This is a genomic window from Brevibacillus migulae (assembly GCF_004521915.1).
Taxonomy (GTDB): domain Bacteria; phylum Bacillota; class Bacilli; order Brevibacillales; family Brevibacillaceae; genus Brevibacillus_F; species Brevibacillus_F migulae.
Window position 1 is genome coordinate 274,191 of sequence record NZ_SDKD01000001.1, and the last position, 16,770, is coordinate 290,960.

Sequence of the window (16,770 nt, forward strand, 5' to 3'; positions counted from 1 at the left end):
GAGAAAAGAAGCGCTGGATTGCGATCATCAAAATTCCCATCGATTTGACAAATGTTAAGAATCGTTTATAATAGTGACTAAGCTTAATTTCCGATCACGACAATCGGAATACGGGGGAACCACCTTTGGGGCGAATCAATCTCCGGTTAAGGAGAAAGTAGGGAACCATCTTTCCCGAGTCCGTCAGCTAACCTCGTCAGCGTAAAGATGGGTCAAAATGCAACTTATCATGTTTTTCACCATTTAAACATGTCTATTTGACCCTATATGCATAGGGTCTTTTTGCGTTTTTTTGAGGCCCTTGCTGACTGAGGGTCTATTTTGTTATGCGAAAATTCCGAATAGAAAATCTATTCGCGGGAGATGAGATGGCATCTTTACACAAAAAACGAGGGGGAATGACAAATGGGAAATGCCATTGTATTTGACAACGTTCGTAAGAGCTACGGACAGAAGGCGGTGATCCCTAATTTGAACCTATCGATTGCAGAGGGGACGATCACGGTGCTCGTCGGACCTTCTGGCTGTGGAAAGACCACGACGATGAAAATGATCAATCAGTTGATCCAGCCGAGCTCCGGAAAAATTTACGTAAACGGCTCCAACGCGCTGGACATCAGTCCGGTAGAGCTGCGGCGCAATATCGGCTATGTCATTCAGCAGGTAGGATTGTTTCCGCATATGACGATCGAGGAGAATGTTACCTTGGTGCCGCGTTTGAAAAAACAGGCAGGCGAGGTGAACCGAGAACAAGTGGACCGCATGCTGCAGCTTGTAGGGTTGAACCCGGATGAGTATCGGCACCGTTATCCACGGGAGCTGTCGGGTGGACAACAGCAGCGGGTCGGGGTAGCACGGGCGCTGATGAGCGATCCCCCCATCGTGCTGATGGATGAGCCGTTTTCCGCGCTGGACCCGATCACCCGCGAGCAGCTGCAGGATGAGTTGATCCGGTTGAATCAGGAGCTGAACAAGACGATTGTCTTTGTCACGCATGATATGGACGAAGCGTTGAAAATTGCCGATCAAATCATTGTCATGCAGGACGGACACGTGATACAGCAGAGTACGCCCGAGCAGATACTCCGTCACCCGGCGAATGAGTTTGTCCGCGGGTTTATCGGTGAAAAGCGTCTCACCTCTCATCTGACGCAGTCGGTCGATGAAGTGATGGTCAAACATCCAGTCACCATCGCTCCGCAAAAGGGATTGGCCGAGGCCGTGAAAATGATGGTGCGAAAACGCGTAACCGGGCTGATCGTGGTTGACAAAGACGGTACCTACTTGGGGTTGGCGGACAGCGCTGATATCCATGCGCGCTATCCGGAGGAATCCCTGTCGATCCGCGATGTGATGCGTGCGGATGCGGCTGTGGTAAACGTGTCGACCCCTTTGGCGGAGACGATACCGCTTGTCCAGCAAGCTCCTTATGGGTATGTACCGGTTGTGGATGACCTGGGAAGATTGCGGGGCCTCTTGACCCGAGCCAGTCTGGTGGATGTCTTGGCCAGACCGTATTTGGAAGGAGGTGAAGAACATGAGTGAAATCCTGAATGTGATCATTGATCGCTGGCCGAATATTGTGGATGCCACCTGGCAGCATATCGTGCTGTCGATCGTAGCCTTGTTCTGGGCGATTGTGCTCGCGGTACCGACGGGCATCTTGCTCACGCGGTTTCGCAAGCTGGCCACTCCGGTGCTCGGTTTCATCTCGGTGCTCCAGACGATTCCTAGCCTTGCTTTGCTTGGATTCATGATTCCCTTGTTCGGGATTGGAGCGACGCCTGCGGTGATTGCGATGGTCGTGTATGCACTGCTGCCGATTGCGCGTAATACGTACACCGGAATCCTCGATGTGGACCCAGCGCTGCTGGAAGCGGCACGAGGAATGGGCATGACCAAGGGGCAGATGCTGCGGATGGTGGAGCTTCCTCTGGCACGCTCCGTGATTTTTGCCGGGATCCGTACCGCGACTGTTATGACGATTGGGGTGGCGACTCTCGCGTCCTTTATTGGGGCAGGCGGTCTGGGGGATTTGATCCTGCGCGGGATTGCGATGGTGGATACCGGCATCATTCTGGCGGGCGCTGTGCCAGCTGCGATTTTGGCGATTTTGTTTGACATGCTGCTGGCGTGGACAGATTGGCGCATTACACCAAAGGGTCTGCGCATCCAGAATCGTACGTAGGGGAAGTGACGGTTTGTCCGGGAATAGGTTTGCTATATTGAAAGGAGAGGGTTTCGTGAAGAAGGGATGGCTTAGGAAAGTTGGGATGTTGGCATTGACGCTGACAATGACAGTGTTGGCGGGGTGCTCAGTCTTAACTGGTACGAAAGCGTCTGACAGTGTGACGGTGGTAGGGAAAAACTTCTCAGAGCAAGACATTATGGCGTATTTGGTCGGAACGATGCTGGAAAAAAATACGGATTTACAGGTTACAGTCAAGCCGTTTTTGGGGGGGACCGATGTCGCTTTCCAGTCAGTGAAGAGCGGCAATGCGGATCTCTATGTGGAGTATACAGGGACGGGACTGGTCAATATCTTGGGCGAAGAGGTGCAGACCGATCCGCAGCAAGTGTATGACCGGGTGAAAACCGCCTTTCTGGAGAAGTATCAATTGGAATGGCTAGAGCCGCTCGGATTTAATAACACGTATGCGATCGCTGTGCCAAAAGAGATCGCTGAAAAGTATTCCCTGAAGACCATTTCCGATCTGCAAAAGCATGCAGGGGAGCTCGTCCTGGGGACCGAGCAGGAATTTATGGAACGTCCGGATGGTTTGAAAGGACTGACCGCGCTCTACCAGATGCAATTTAAAGATGTGAAAGCAATGGACCACGGTCTAAAATATAAAGCAATTGCGGAGGGAAGCATCCAAGCGATCGACGCGTATACCACGGACGGTCAGCTGGCGAAGCAAGATCTCGTCATCTTGGAGGACGACAAGCATTTCTTCCCGCCGTATTTTGCGGCACCGCTTGTGCGAAGCGAGACATTGAAGGCGCATCCTGAGATTAAGGAAGTGCTGAACAAACTGGCTGGAAAGCTTGATGATAAGAAGATGGCGGAGATGAATGCACAGGTCGATGTGGACAAGAAGCAAGCGAAAGATGTAGCAGAGGCATGGTTGAAGGAGAATGGGTTGATTCAGTAATGTCTTCTGTAGTGTTGTGAGCAAGTTTTTGACGCGCCAATTCATGCTGCGACAAGGGATACGCAGGCGCTCTGTTTACGCTCGATTGCATGTGACAACCTTTTTCATAACCGAAAAATAAGATACGACAGGTACGGACTGTTCAAGTCCAATGCCTGTCGTTTTTTTCTGGCTGCATTACCTTGAAAATTCCTCTTCCATCAATTCCGTGTTGATGGTGATCGCGGCCATGCTGCCGGATGCCGCGGCTGAGATTAGCTGCGAGGGGGCTCCGGTATTGGCTTCTCCTGCCGCAAACAAGCCGGGCACGGAGCTTTTCCCTACAGCATCGGTAAGAATTCCCCCCGCCTCATTTCCTTCATACCCGAGGCTTTCGCGGAAATCCACGTGCGGCTGCCACTGCGGTGTGATAAAACCACCTGTCCGGTCCATCCGCATTCCATCAGTGAACTCCACCTGCTGCAGCTTGCCCTCGCTGCCGTGGAATGCCGCTACGGTTTGTTCCGTCACGATGATATGACGAGCGGAGAGCACCTGCTTTTCTTCATCTGTCAGCACACGTTGGCCATTTGTGCAGATCACGAGGTCGCGGCTCCATTGGTAAAGCAGTTTAGCCATGTGGTACAACCTCGGATGCTCTGACACAACGATTAACGGCTGATCACGGAGCTCCCAACCGTCGCAGTATGGGCAATGGAAAAGGCTTTTTCCATACATTTCCTTGAGGCCGGGAATGGCTGGATATACTTCCTTCAGACCTGTGGCGATCAGCAGCTTGCGGGCTTGGATCGTTTCAGTGCCATTCGCCATGATCTGAAATCCATGTGGAAGCTTGCGGGCATCGGTTACTTTGGCGGAATAACGCTCCACCGAAGGGTAACGCAGGACCTCTTCGTAGGCGATACGGCGAAACTCGGCTGGTGTCACGCCGTCTCGGGTAAGAAACCCGTGGGAAGCGTGTGTAACCGCATTGCGCGGCTGATTGTGATCAAATAGCGCCACGCTTCTGCGCGCTCGCCCCAGTACGAGTGCTGCATTTAGCCCCGCAGGACCTCCGCCGATAATAGCAACGTCATAAATCATATGAATCCTCCTTCCGCAGTGCGGTCATTTGTTATATTGGCGATATTAAAGATACCTTATATCTATAATTAATGAAAAAAACGCGTGCGTTCACCTCCCTTTGAAATGTTCGGCCAGTTCGGAGATTTTCTTATTTTGCAGATACTGCTCCATTTGCCTTTCTGCGTCGAGAACAACCTTTTGAATCACGCATTCGTTGTCATGGTTCAGGCTGCATTCAAAGAACGAGGCAGTCCCTTCTATGGCATGGATGATATCCAAAAAGGAAATGTCCTCCTGCTTCCGTCTGAGCCGATAACCGCCGTTTGCCCCTGGTGCGGATTGGATTAATCCCGCTTTGACCAGCTTTGTCATCATTTTCGACAGATAGGTTTGCGAGACACCCAGCTTTTCCGCCAAAAGCTGTACGCCGACAGGTTTGTCTGGTGCGGCAGCTACTAAATAAAGCATCGCATGAAGTGCATAGTCGGTCGCTTGTGAGTATTTCATGAGGTCAACTCCATTACAGACTTTATGAGTCCATAATAACTTTGTTTTGCGTTTGAAGCAAGGGCTCTTGCCGTTATTCATTTCTTGAAAGTGTGGATCATTCCTCACCTTCAAGACTTGCTGTCCCTGGATAAAGCCGCAGCAATTCCTCCGCAAGCCTGCTTATTCTCTCGCGCAAAGCATGCGGCTTTAGAACCTCGATTTTGCTGCCAAACCCCATGAGAAACGCGCACGCCTCGTGCTCGATTTGGAATTGTAGGGAAAGGGTCAGCCAGCCGGTTTCATCTCTTTCCTCGACCAAAGTGATCAGAGGATAACGCCCTGCGTACGAAAGCTGATCGATGATCGAATCCTGTACACGCGCCACCACATGATACTGGGGCAAGCGCTCCACGAATTGGCGGGAGGAATCCTCCCAATACGCGCGCAGGTCAAAAGCTTCTGGTCGCACAAAGCGTTCGTCGAGCAGCTTTGCGTCCGTTATGCGGTTGACACGGTAGGTGCGTACATCGTTTTCCGCCATCGCGATCAGGTACCAGACGTTTCCTTTGGCGACGAGCCCCAGCGGAGAGACGATGCGTTCCCTTTGCTCACGATCCGCCCTTGCATAGTGGATCACCAGGAGACGTTCTTCCCAAATCGCAGTCTGCAGCAACGGAAGGCGGGAAAGATCCTCTTCCTTGGCATGCCAGTTTCCGGTGTCAATATAGATTCGCTGATGTATCGATTCAGCATTGCTGCGCTGTTTTTCCGGCAGTGTCTCGAGCAATTTGAGCCGGGCAAGCTGAACGTCCTTTTCCATCCCCAAATCGCGAAGCAAAGGAAGCGGTATCGGCAGGAATAAAGCGGGCAATTCATCCATGCCAAGCAAAGTCAGCTTGGTCTGATATTGCTCGAGCAGCCGCCAACCGCCGAGTTTCCCGCGCTCGGCATAAATGGGAAACCCGGCTGAGCTCAATGCTTCCAGATCGCGGTGCATGGTGCGAACAGAGACTTCAAGCTGCGCAGCCAACTGGCTGGTCGTCATTTGACCGTGTTTTTGCAATAACAGCAGGATGGATAGCAGCCGATCGGCACGCATTCAGACACACTCCTTTGACGGGATCATGCTTTCATTATGCACGCTTTATATGACAGAAGATGACATATTAACTGATTATACTGGTCCTATCCAAGCAGATAAAGGAGGTACTTACATGAAATTGCAAGGAAAAGTGGCTGTGGTGACAGGTGCCAGCCGGGGAGCAGGGAGAGGAATCGCATTGGCGCTGGGGGAGCAGGGAGTAACCGTTTATGTGACAGGAAGAAGCACGTCCGGGGGAGCACGGACGGAGAACCGACCAGAGACCATTGAGGAAACGGCGGCATTGGTCAGCGCGCGTGGGGGAGTCGGTATTCCGGTTCGCGTCGATCATACGGATGAGCAGGAGGTGCAAGCTTTGTTTGCACGCGTCCAGGCAGAGCAAGGAAAGCTCGATTTGCTTGTGAACAACGCGTGGGGCGGCAATGAGCTGCCGATCGCAATTGAACCATTTTGGGAGCTGACAACCAAGCATTGGGAGAATATGTTCTATGCAGGTGTTCGCTGCGGTATTCTAGCTTCCAAGTATGGAGTGCCGTTGATGTTGTCCAAGCAAAGCGGATTGATCATTCATACCACCTCGTATGATCAAGGGAAGTACATTGGTCATTTTTATTACGATCTCGCGAAAAATGCATTGAATCGGATGGCTTTCGGAATGGGGACAGAGTTGAAGCGTCACGGAATTACTGTGCTGGCGCTCTCTCCTGGCTGGATGCGGACGGAGAGAGTCCTGGAATCGGTGAAGAACGAAGAGGTACGACAGCAAATGCTCGAGCAGACAGAAACAACCGAGTATATTGGACGGGCGGTATGTGCGCTTGCCTCTGACCCCGATCCGCTGCGGATGAGCGGATCGATCCAAATGGTAGGAGAATTGGCGGAAATCTATGGCTTTACAGATGTTGATGGGAGGGTCATTCCCCCGTTTGTGATTCCCGATATGGCGTAATCGAAAAGAAAGGATGCCCCGCTCGATAAGGAAGGGCATCCTTTTGCAGTTTCACATGCTAGCGGAGCCGGGCAGTCCCCGCTCCCCAGAGGGTGTGGCAAGAACGCAGCCCCGCCCGGCCTTCCCTTCCCTCATCACTATGTTTGCACAACCCATGAGCAAGTTTGCCTGACGTGTGTATTTTTCCATAGGAAAACGGACCTTTTTCGACTACAATGAAGAGATATGGAAACGAAACAGGAGGAACCAACTACATGAGTGTACTAATCGTCGAAAATTTGTCCCATGCGTTTGCAGACCGCGTGTTGTTTCGCGATGTGTCGTTCCGTTTACAGCCGGGCGACCGTGTCGGTCTGGTAGGGGCAAATGGAACCGGAAAATCGACCATGATGGGGATCATTACCGGACAGACCATGCCGGACTCGGGAAAAGTGGAATGGATGCCCAAAGTCCAATATGGCTATTTGGATCAACATACAAAGCTGCAACCCGGAAAAACGATCCGCGATGTCTTGAAGGATGCCTTTTTGCCATTGTTTGAACTGGAAAAGGAGAACATGGAAATCGCCAATAAAATGGCAGAAGCTTCTCCAGAGGAGCTGGAAGAGCTGCTGGAGCGCATGGGTGAGATCCAGGATCGCTTGGAACACAGCGGTTTTTACCTGATCGATGCCAAGGTAGAAGAGATTTCCAATGCACTCGGGATCAGCGCGATCGGTCTGGATCGGGACGTTGCCTCCCTTTCTGGCGGACAGCGTACCAAAGTCCTTTTGGCCAAGCTGCTTCTTGAGCAACCGTCCGTACTGCTTTTGGACGAGCCGACCAACTACCTGGACGAAGAGCACATTGACTGGCTGAAAACCTATTTGAAGGAATATCCGTATTCGTTCATGCTGATCTCCCATGACACGTTCTTCATGAATGAAGTCGTGAACGTCATTTATCATTTGGAATTTACCAAGCTGAATCGTTATACAGGCAACTACGACTCCTTCCTGGCCCAGTCCGAGATGAAGCGTTCACAGCATTTCGACGCGTATGAAAAGCAGCAGGAAGAGATCAACAAGATGGAAGACTTTATCGCGCGCAATAAAGCACGTGCGTCCACTTCTGGCCGTGCCAAGAGCCGCCAGAAGCAGCTTGAGCGAATGGATCGCATCGACAAACCGGAAACAGCTGCGAAACCGACGTTCCAATTCAAAGAATCGCGTGCGTCGGGGCGTTATGTCGTGGAAGCGGTTGATCTGGAAGTCGGCTATACCCATCCGCTGATGCCAAAGCTGACACTTTCCTTGGAGCGTGGCGAGAAAGTCGCGATTGTCGGGATGAACGGCGTGGGGAAATCGACGCTGTTGAAGACGCTCTTGGGTGTCATCCCGCCGCTGGGCGGCAAGCTGGAGCGTGGTGATTTCCTGTATCCGGCGTACTTTGAGCAGGAAGTCAAGCCGAAAAACGTGACGGCTCTGGAAGAAGTATGGAATGAATATCCGGCGATGAATAACCATGAGGTTCGCGGCGCATTGGCCCGCTGTGGCTTGAAAAACGAGCATATCAACCGCCAGATGAGCGCGTTGTCCGGGGGCGAGCAGGCAAAAGTGCGCCTGTGCAAGCTGCTGCAGCGTGAGAGCAACTGGCTGTTGTTCGACGAGCCGACCAACCACTTGGACGTCGTGGCAAAAGAAGAATTGAAACGTGCCATGAAAGAATATAAAGGAACGATTTTGCTCGTGTCCCACGAACCGGAGTTCTATGAAGATTGGATCACCAAAGTATGGAACGTGGAAGAATGGGTGACCAAGCAAACGAAATAAGCAACGCTTTCGCTTCAAAAAAGGAGAGCCACTGGAATTCGCTTACGAATCCAGTGGCTTCTTTTTAGGCTCGGGATTCTTGACGATCCAGCGTACCCTCCGCTTCTCCAGATAGGAACAGAGTCTGGCTAAAAGGTACGTGGAGAAGACGGAAAAGATGACGATGCCATAAAAGCCTGCTCCAATGCCAATCCCCACCCCGCCTGCGAAAAACAGCATCGCCGCTGACGTCAGTCCTTTAATATTCACCCCATCCTTGATAATCATGCCGGCGCCAAGAAACCCGAGACCTGTCACGATCTGGGCAGTCAGCCGCATTGGATCCATCATCGTACCGCTATTTGGGCTGCTTAAGGACTTGACGGAATAGATGGAGATCAAGGTGATGAGTGTGCAAGAAACGGCTACGTAGGTGTAGGTTTTCAGTCCGGCAGGCTTGTTGCGAAACGAGCGGTCCCATCCGATAAACAGACCGAGCAGGGCGCTGATCACGACGCGAAAATACATCTCCCAATCCGTGCCCATATGCCCGATCAGGGTAAGATGCAAATCAGCCATTCGTATCACTCCCGAAATATCCGAATCGTTATATCCATTAGCCTATGCGCCAGCCTGCAAAGATATGGTGAGAAAATACCGGATGCGGGAAGGGGATATAGAGGAAATGGAGAGTGGCGCGGCTAATATAATATAGAAGGAAGATCATTTCATGCCATGCAGGGGGAATGAGACATGAACGAGATTAAGGCTTTACACATGACGCTGACCGATATGCTTGAGGAAACGTGTAAGCGCTTTCCTGAGCGAAAAGCTGTCTATTTCAAGGGATACGAGATGGATTACCAGACGCTACGCACCCAAGTGAGACGGTTTGCCGCGGGGCTAAAACGCAGCGGGATTGGCAAAGGAGATCGCGTCGCCATCATGCTGCCCAACTGTCCGCAATATGTAATCGCTTATTATGGGATCCTGCAGCTTGGCGGGATTGTGGTGCAGGTTAGCCCCATGTCGGTAGCAGGAGAATTGGAGCATTTTCTAAGCGATTCCGGGGCCAAGGGAATTGTGCTGTACGCACCGCTTACGGCTATGTTGGACAGCGTGCGGGCTGCGGAAGGCTTGCAAGCCAAAATCGTAGTGGAGCTCATTCCGACGGAAAACGAATACGGGAATAATTATGTGAAATTTCAGTCAGTTTTTGCCGATGAAGAATGTGAAGATTCTGCAGCGGTTACGCCGGAGGATATCGCTGTGCTGCAATATACCGGGGGGACGACGGGGCGCTCCAAAGGGGCTATGCTGAGCCATCGCAATCTCGTGGCGAATGCGTATCAGACCTTTATCATCATGGGGGAAGAGCAGAGGGAGCCGGACCGGATTCTCACCGTGATCCCGTTGTTTCACGTCTATGCGATGACGGTCTGCATGAACCTGGCTATTTGGGGCGGCTCGCAAATGATACTGCTGCCTCGCTTTGATACCAACGAGGTGCTGGAAACCATTCGGGATACAAAGCCGACTCTGTTCCCAGGCGTGCCCACGATGTATGTAGCGGTGAACGCGCATCCGCAGGCGGAAGAGTATGGCATCTCCTCCATCCGGCTTTGTGTCAGCGGATCGGCTCCTTTGCCCGTAGAGGTGATCAAAGCGTTTGAAGCCAAGACCAAAGGAATGATCATTGAAGGATTCGGGTTGTCGGAAGCATCTCCCGTGACTCATTTCAATCCAATGGATAAACGCAAGGCAGGCTCGGTAGGCAAACCGATTCCGTTAACGGAGGCCAAAATCGTCAGCCTGCAGGATGGCACAGAGCTGGGTGCCAACGAATACGGAGAACTGATCGTGCGGGGCCCGCAAGTGATGAGCGGCTATTGGGGAATGGCGGAGGAAACGGCGTCGACCATCCAGGGCGGCTGGTTGTACACCGGGGATATCGCGGCCAAAGATGAAGACGGTTATTATTATATCGTGGATCGGAAAAAAGATCTGATCATTGCCGGGGGCTACAACGTCTATCCGCGGGAAGTGGAAGAAGTGCTCTACCAGCATCCGGGTATCCAGGAAGCCGTCGTGATCGGCGTACCGGATGCTTACCGGGGGGAAACGGTCAAGGCGGTGATCGTCGCAAAGCAGGATGCCAGTCTGACCGAGGAAGAAGTGGACGCCTATTGCCGGAAGCACATGGCCGCATACAAGGTCCCCCGCATCATCGAGTTTCGCGATGCCTTGCCGAAGACGGCTGTTGGCAAGATCCTGCGACGCTTGCTGCGTGAAGCATAGCAGCAGCTGCCAGTCAACTGAAAACGAAGTGGACACCATCTCCCTGATCCCAAGGGCGATGGTGTTTTTTGCTTTCCGCCGCATGTTTTACCGCGACCAGAAACGGGTAGTGAATAAGATCAGAAAAAGCATGAGTGACGGAGGAGCGTATATGGTCATCCACAACGACCGGTCAAGGTTAATGGTTTCCGCTTTGGGGTGGGCCATTTTAACGATATTATTTATTGGATCGGCCGAATGGAAAGTGCCGTTTATTTTCGGTGCAAGTTTAACGCTAGCCGGAGTATTTGGTTATACCATTGCAGGCATCTACGGATGGCGCGGGATGCTGCCGACGGTTGCGGTCTTTCTGGCAGTCGATTCCATAATGGGAGAAATAACGCTGCTGGACGCCATGCGGACGATCGAATATTTATGCATTTCTTTCTTGCTTCCCTTTCGCAATATTCATTCAGTTGTATGGGCCTTGTTTTTTTGGCTGATTGCCAGTGGTCCGTTATATGCGTATACCCTTTCACAGGGAGAGGCCGTGACTTCCTTGCCCCATCATGCCTATATGCCGATTTTGATGCTTGCGTCCAATGGGATCACCGGAGCTTTGATCGCGGACATCCTCTTGACGCTGCGAGTATGGGCGGGGAAAAAGGGAGCGGCCATACACAGGAACAAGACCGTGTCGATCGGTTCCATTTTGTTTTTGCTGATCACCTTGGCAGTTGTGGGCCCTTTTCTCTTTGTCATGATGATTGACGGGCTCTCGATGGAGCGTGATGTTGAGAATCGAGCATACCAAATGGCTGCCTCGCAAACCGGTCATATTGTGGAATACCTAAAAAAGCAGGAGGGCAAGGAAATGCGCGGACTATTGCTGCATTCCATGCTGGAGCAAGGGAAATTGCGCGAGTTTCTGAAGACGAGCAATTTCGAAGAGCTGATGGAAATCACCGTTACTGGTCCATATGACGATGTGATCGCCAGCACGGTCACCCACTATCCGCATGACGCGTACGCAAGCTGGCGCAAGGGAGGGAACGTGACAGAAATAGAGGAAGGCTTTTATCGTTGGTTGCCTGATAATCGACGCTATACCTTTGATATGATGCGCTGGCGGGAGGGCTTTTTCGTATATGAGCAAAAGGTTCGGGATCGCCCTTTTACGGTGATCGCCAAGGTGCCGATTCAACGATACCAGGAACAGATCAGTAAAGATTTCGCGAACCGTTTTCTGTTCATGATACTGTTTTGTCTGCTGTCATTGGGGCTCTCTGCCCTGATCATCCGCATCATCATGAAATATTTATCCAAGCTGGCTGAGCTTACAACGAATCTTCCGGACAAATTGGCGAACCATGAAACACTGGAATGGAAGCCTTCTCCCGTCAAGGAGTTCATGTCTCTTTCACAAAATTTCCGAATGATGGCGGAGCGGGTTGCCGAGATGTTTGCCAAGCTGGAAGGGACCAACCAGGAGCTGAATGAGAAGACACAAATGCTGCAGCAATCAGAAGAGCGGTTAAATCAGCTTGCGTTTTACGACACATTGACGGGCTTGCCGAATCGCCATGCGTTTACCTCCCATCTGCAGGAAAAGCTCGCGGAGCTGAAGCGGGATGAGAAGCTCGCCATCATGTTTCTTGATCTCGACCGCTTCAAGCAAGTGAATGATACGTTGGGACATGAGTCCGGGGATCTGCTGCTGCAAGAGGCCAGCAAACGAATTCAAGCCGTTATCCCGGATATACCTGGCGCGATGGCTGCCCGTCTGGGTGGGGACGAGTTTGTGATCGTCTTGCCGATTCGCAAAGAGACAGAGGCATCTGCGGTCGCCACGCGGGTCATCTCTGCGCTGACCAGCTCCATTATGCTGGATAGGCAAGAGGTCTATGTGGGAACCAGCATCGGGATCAGCTTGGCCCCGGACAATGGCTGTGATCTGACGGATATCCTGAAAAAAGCGGATATGGCCATGTATGCAGCCAAAAGCATGGGAGGTGCCGTATACCGCTTCTATTCGGAAGGGCCTGCAGAGCATGCCGCGGAGAGCATGATGCTGGAGACATATATGCGCAAAGCCTTGGAGCGGGAGGAATTCCTGCTGTATTATCAGCCGATCGTGGACCAAGACGGGTGTATGAAGGCCATGGAAGCGCTGATTCGCTGGAAGCACCCGGAAAAAGGCTTCATCACCCCGGATAAATTTATTCCATTGGCCGAAAAAACAGGGTTCGTCCTGCCGTTGGGCGAGTGGATTCTGCGTACGGCCTGCCTGCAACATAAAAAATGGCAGGACGAAGGGCATCCTCCAATGCCCGTATCCGTGAACATTTCCATGCGCCAGTTTTATGACAGCAATTTTTTGGAAATGGTGAGACGCATCCTGAAGGAAACCGGATTGGACCCATCGTGGCTGGTCATGGAGATTACCGAAGGCTTTACAGCCAATGACCCCGATCAGGCGTTAGCGATCGTCGCTGCATTGAATGCCATGGGGATCAAGCTGTCGATTGATGACTTTGGTACCGGATACTCTTCACTGAATCGTTTGAAGAAGCTGCCGATCCATTCCTTGAAAATTGACCGGAGCTTTGTCAGTGAAGTCGACAAGGATCACAGCAATGCGTCCATTGTGCAGGCGATCATCCATATGGCACACGCACTGGAATTACTCACGGTGGCCGAAGGAATCGAAACCCAGGAGGAACTGCAGTTTTTGCGAGCGTTGAATTGCGACAGGATGCAAGGATATCTTTTCAGCAAGCCCATCAGTGCGGAGGAAATGACGGAGTTCCTCGCTAGGACACGGGAAGACAGGAGGGGGTAGGGAATGAAAAAATTATACGGCGTCTGTTCCCTGCTTGTCTCTTGCATGATCATGATCACGGGATGTACGGGTATGCAGTCGGCATCTCCACCCGCTGGCTCCGAGCATGCGGTGGAAAGTGACCTGCCGCCGCTTCCTCCCCAAACGAACGAAAAAATCAAACTCCGTCTATGGGTTTCCGAAGAAGGCTGGGACGAACATATCGAAGCTTATGAGCGGCTGCATCCGCAGATTGAGATTGTCTTAACCCGCAATCGTACCGAAGAACATAAAGAGAAAATGCTGGATGCGTTGGCCAATCGGCGTGCCCCGGATCTAATGGTGATCAGCAAAGACGACCTGGGGGAATTTACCGCCATCTCTGGACTTGCGGATTTGCGGCAATCCCCTTTTCAGGCTGAGACCTACATGAAGGATGTCCCTCCGGCCTTGTGGCAAACGACCCAAAGCTTTGACAAACAGCGGATGTTTGCCTTTCCTTTGGCAACTTCACCGCTTGTGACCTATTACCGCGCAGACATTTTGGCGCAATTTGGCTTTCCGACAGAGCCAGAGGAATTGGCCCGTTATATGGAAATCACGGACAATTGGCTGAAAATGGCCAAGACGCTGGCTGAGCATGGGTACTATATCAACGATCGGCCAGACACCCCTTTCTTTCTGTATCAATCCACAACGGGCGTGTTTGATGACCAGCTGCGTTTTACAGGTGGCGGCCATTTTTTCTCGGCGTATTATCTGTCCAGGAAATTGAAGCAAGGTGGCCTTGACCCGAAATTACACGAACAAGTGGAAGAAGAGCCGCCGGAAGAGTATCTGCTCCGCTCTGGATCAATGGCGATGATCTATCGCGGCGCGAACGAATATGAAAGGATTCGCAACATGACCCCCAAGACAGCAGGGAAATGGAGAGTCACAAGACTGCCCTTTGATCTGAACGGATGGGCGGGATCTTCTTCCATTTCCGTTAGTCAGTATTCCTCCTACAAGGTGTATGCTTGGGATTTTATCCAGTTCATGATGAAACGGCAATTGGCTCCAGGACAAGTGCCCGCCTATCTTCCTGTGCGGAAAGAGGTAGAATTGGCGGGCAGCAGCAATCTCTTTTTCGGGGGGCAGCAAGTAGAGACGCTTTTTGTTCGTTTGGCCAACCAAATGAAGGAGTTTGCGCTGACACCTTTAGATACAAAGGTACAGAAAAGCTTGAATGACGGAATCAAGCACATGATGATGAAAAATGCGGATGCGGCTACAGCCATTACGGATATCATCTCGCAAATAAGAAGAGAAACGGAGTATGACCGCCAAATTTTATTGGATGAACGGAGACTGCTTGAGGGTTCAAAGCCAACAATGCGCTAAAAGGGGAAGGGTGGCCGGCATGTGAGCATGCATGGGCCACCCTTTCCGTGTTGGGGCTGGGGAGTTTTACCTATTTTTCGCTGGTGATGGGCTCATCGTCCACTCATTGCGCAGCAAGGAATATAGGTGCAAATCGACCAGTACTCCTTTTAATTTTTCATATTGTCGCAATAAGCCTTCTTCTACAAACCCCAGCTTTTGCAAGACTTTTATCGAGTTGGTGTTTTCCGGCTCTACTTTTGCTTCGATTCGATTGAGGCCGAGCTCTTGGAAACCAAAGGCAAGCAATGAGTGCAGTGCCTCCGTGACATATCCGTTGCCCCAGTAGGAATAACCCAGCTCATATCCGATTTCCGCTCTTTCATTCTCAAAATCAAGGTAGTTGAAGCCGCAAGAACCGATGATGGTATTCGTTGGCTTCAATTGAATGCTGAAGCGGCAGGCTTTTTCTTCCTGTGCCAGTTCCTGAAGCAGCGCGATCATTTCTTCAGCCTGCTTCACATCTGTAAATGCGGTAATGTTCATGTGCCTGGTAACTTTGGCATCAGACCAGATTGCGTATAAGTCCTGTGCATCATCCAGCTGCAGAGGGCTTAATTGCAATCGATCGGTAGTGAGTGGTTTGATTTGCATAAACGTACTCCTCGTTTTTAATCTGAAAGTAATGTACGGTTACCTGGGCATCATTCAGTCCTTTCAACAATGAGGTGGAAATCATATCCATTATAGGTGGATTCATGCGCTTCGCCAAGCCTCAACAGAAAAAAGCAAGGCACCGATTTTTTCGGTGCCTTTTTTGCCTTATCTTGTGCAAACCAAAGATCACGCACGATAGCCTAGCTGCGCTGACATCGTTTGCGTCGTCGCCAGCAGCTGCTCAAGAACGGCAGACTGCTGTGGGGCGATACGGTCGGTCGGTCCGATGACGCTAACCGCAGCAGTGACCTCACCGCTGGCATCGAAAACCGGGGCGGCAAAGCCGGTAACTCCCAGGTTGCGGCGATTCGAACTGATTTCGTAGCCCTGTCTGCGAATCTCCAGCAGGTTCTGTTTGATTTCTTCGATCGAAGTGAATGACTGCGAAGTATAGGAAATCAGCTCTGCATCTTGTAAGATCTGGTCCTGATATTCCTGGGACTGGTAGGCGAGCAGAACACGCGAGCCACTGGTCGAGTATGGCGGAAAGCGACGATAGATTTCCACATTGAAGCGGATGGGATGAATCGAGTCCACCTTGGATACGTACAGCGCATCGGTCTTGTCCAGTACACAGAGCACGGCCAGCTCATTGGTTGATTTCGCGAGCTGAGATAAAAAGGGCTGCGAGAAATCAACGATGTCGTGGTTCGAAATCACTTTGCTGCCCAGCTCGAGCAGGGTAAACCCTAGCGTGTATTGCTTTGTTTTTGGATTTTGCCGGATGAATCCTTCTGCTTCAAGCGTGGAAAGGATTTTATGGACCGCTCCCTTGGACAATGAGAGCTTTTTGCTCAGCTCGGTTACTCCCATTTCCTTGGGAGAATCGAGAAATAGTTTGAGAAGCGTACAGCTGTTGCGAACGGAAGAGAGGAAGTGATCCATTCTTTTGATACTCCTTCATATGAAAAAATAAGTCACGAACACTTCTAACAGTCTATCATACAACCCGAAAATTCGTAATCGGGCTTGTATTGAATGTTCAGTATCTTTATGCTATTGTAACATTATCGTTCTCGTATAGCAAATCATGTTCTCTATAC

General features: G+C 51.3%; 14 protein-coding genes and 1 riboswitch. Of the genes, 8 read left to right on the top strand and 6 right to left on the bottom strand.

What is annotated here, in order from left to right; translation table 11 throughout:
* Positions 1 to 70 precede the first annotated feature (70 nt).
* Positions 71 to 216: riboswitch (cyclic di-AMP (ydaO/yuaA leader) on the top strand.
* Positions 217 to 405: 189 nt separating this feature from the next.
* From EIZ37_RS01295 to EIZ37_RS01305, 3 genes are read left to right on the top strand one after another with little or no spacing between them, the layout of a single operon-like run.
* On the top strand, positions 406 to 1,545 hold the full coding sequence (locus EIZ37_RS01295) for an ABC transporter ATP-binding protein (RefSeq protein ID WP_134682737.1): 1,140 nt from the start codon (positions 406 to 408) through the stop codon (positions 1,543 to 1,545).
* Positions 1,538 to 2,188: an ABC transporter permease gene (locus EIZ37_RS01300; RefSeq protein WP_134682738.1), complete on the top strand. Its 651-nt coding sequence runs from the start codon at positions 1,538 to 1,540 to the stop codon at positions 2,186 to 2,188. The genes EIZ37_RS01295 and EIZ37_RS01300 overlap by 8 nt, the downstream gene beginning before the upstream one ends.
* Before the next feature lie 55 nt (positions 2,189 to 2,243).
* Positions 2,244 to 3,155: an ABC transporter substrate-binding protein gene (locus EIZ37_RS01305; protein WP_235827853.1), complete on the top strand. Its 912-nt coding sequence runs from the start codon at positions 2,244 to 2,246 to the stop codon at positions 3,153 to 3,155.
* A gap of 177 nt (positions 3,156 to 3,332) precedes the next feature.
* Here the strand turns inward: EIZ37_RS01305 and EIZ37_RS01310 are convergent, their stop codons facing one another.
* The 3 genes from EIZ37_RS01310 to EIZ37_RS01320 all read right to left on the bottom strand — a co-directional run bounded on the left by EIZ37_RS01310 (position 3,333) and on the right by EIZ37_RS01320 (position 5,808).
* A complete protein-coding gene (locus EIZ37_RS01310; protein WP_134682739.1) occupies positions 3,333 to 4,238 on the bottom strand; it encodes an NAD(P)/FAD-dependent oxidoreductase in 906 nt (301 codons plus the stop codon).
* 90 nt (positions 4,239 to 4,328) lie between these two features.
* Entirely contained in the window at positions 4,329 to 4,727 is a 399-nt protein-coding gene (locus tag EIZ37_RS01315) for an RrF2 family transcriptional regulator (RefSeq protein ID WP_134682740.1), read from the bottom strand.
* A gap of 97 nt (positions 4,728 to 4,824) precedes the next feature.
* Positions 4,825 to 5,808, bottom strand: coding sequence for a helix-turn-helix transcriptional regulator (locus EIZ37_RS01320; protein WP_134682741.1), 984 nt, complete (start codon positions 5,806 to 5,808; stop codon positions 4,825 to 4,827).
* A gap of 115 nt (positions 5,809 to 5,923) precedes the next feature.
* Here EIZ37_RS01320 and EIZ37_RS01325 point away from each other — a divergent pair, with 115 nt between their 5' ends.
* Together EIZ37_RS01325 and EIZ37_RS01330 are read left to right on the top strand one after the other, a co-directional pair.
* Positions 5,924 to 6,760, top strand: coding sequence for an SDR family NAD(P)-dependent oxidoreductase (locus EIZ37_RS01325; RefSeq protein WP_134682742.1), 837 nt, complete (start codon positions 5,924 to 5,926; stop codon positions 6,758 to 6,760).
* 254 nt (positions 6,761 to 7,014) lie between these two features.
* Positions 7,015 to 8,571, top strand: a complete 1,557-nt coding sequence (locus EIZ37_RS01330; protein WP_134682743.1) for an ABC-F family ATP-binding cassette domain-containing protein — start codon at positions 7,015 to 7,017, stop codon at positions 8,569 to 8,571.
* Between the two features lie 42 nt (positions 8,572 to 8,613).
* On the opposite strand, the gene EIZ37_RS01335 is transcribed toward EIZ37_RS01330, so the two are convergent.
* Positions 8,614 to 9,129 carry an MgtC/SapB family protein gene (locus EIZ37_RS01335; protein ID WP_134682744.1) on the bottom strand — a complete coding sequence of 172 codons (516 nt, stop codon included), beginning with the start codon at positions 9,127 to 9,129 and terminating at the stop codon, positions 8,614 to 8,616.
* 174 nt (positions 9,130 to 9,303) lie between these two features.
* Between EIZ37_RS01335 and EIZ37_RS01340 the strand changes: the two genes are divergently transcribed.
* The 3 genes from EIZ37_RS01340 to EIZ37_RS01350 are packed head-to-tail and all read left to right on the top strand — an operon-like array spanning position 9,304 to position 15,031.
* The gene (locus tag EIZ37_RS01340) at positions 9,304 to 10,848 is read left to right on the top strand and encodes a long-chain-fatty-acid--CoA ligase (protein WP_134682745.1); all 1,545 of its coding nucleotides are present in this window, start codon (positions 9,304 to 9,306) and stop codon (positions 10,846 to 10,848) included.
* Positions 10,838 to 13,669: a putative bifunctional diguanylate cyclase/phosphodiesterase gene (locus EIZ37_RS01345; RefSeq protein ID WP_167568590.1), complete on the top strand. Its 2,832-nt coding sequence runs from the start codon at positions 10,838 to 10,840 to the stop codon at positions 13,667 to 13,669. The genes EIZ37_RS01340 and EIZ37_RS01345 overlap by 11 nt, the downstream gene beginning before the upstream one ends.
* A 3-nt stretch (positions 13,670 to 13,672) precedes the next feature.
* Positions 13,673 to 15,031: an ABC transporter substrate-binding protein gene (locus EIZ37_RS01350; protein WP_134682747.1), complete on the top strand. Its 1,359-nt coding sequence runs from the start codon at positions 13,673 to 13,675 to the stop codon at positions 15,029 to 15,031.
* Positions 15,032 to 15,097: 66 nt separating this feature from the next.
* Here EIZ37_RS01350 and EIZ37_RS01355 read toward each other — a convergent pair whose 3' ends face one another.
* Together EIZ37_RS01355 and EIZ37_RS01360 are read right to left on the bottom strand one after the other, a co-directional pair.
* Positions 15,098 to 15,664, bottom strand: a complete 567-nt coding sequence (locus tag EIZ37_RS01355; RefSeq protein ID WP_134682748.1) for a GNAT family N-acetyltransferase — start codon at positions 15,662 to 15,664, stop codon at positions 15,098 to 15,100.
* 189 nt (positions 15,665 to 15,853) lie between these two features.
* Positions 15,854 to 16,612 (bottom strand): IclR family transcriptional regulator, encoded by a 759-nt coding sequence (locus EIZ37_RS01360; RefSeq protein WP_134682749.1) that lies wholly within the window; start codon positions 16,610 to 16,612, stop codon positions 15,854 to 15,856.
* Between the last annotated feature and the right edge of the window lie 158 nt (positions 16,613 to 16,770).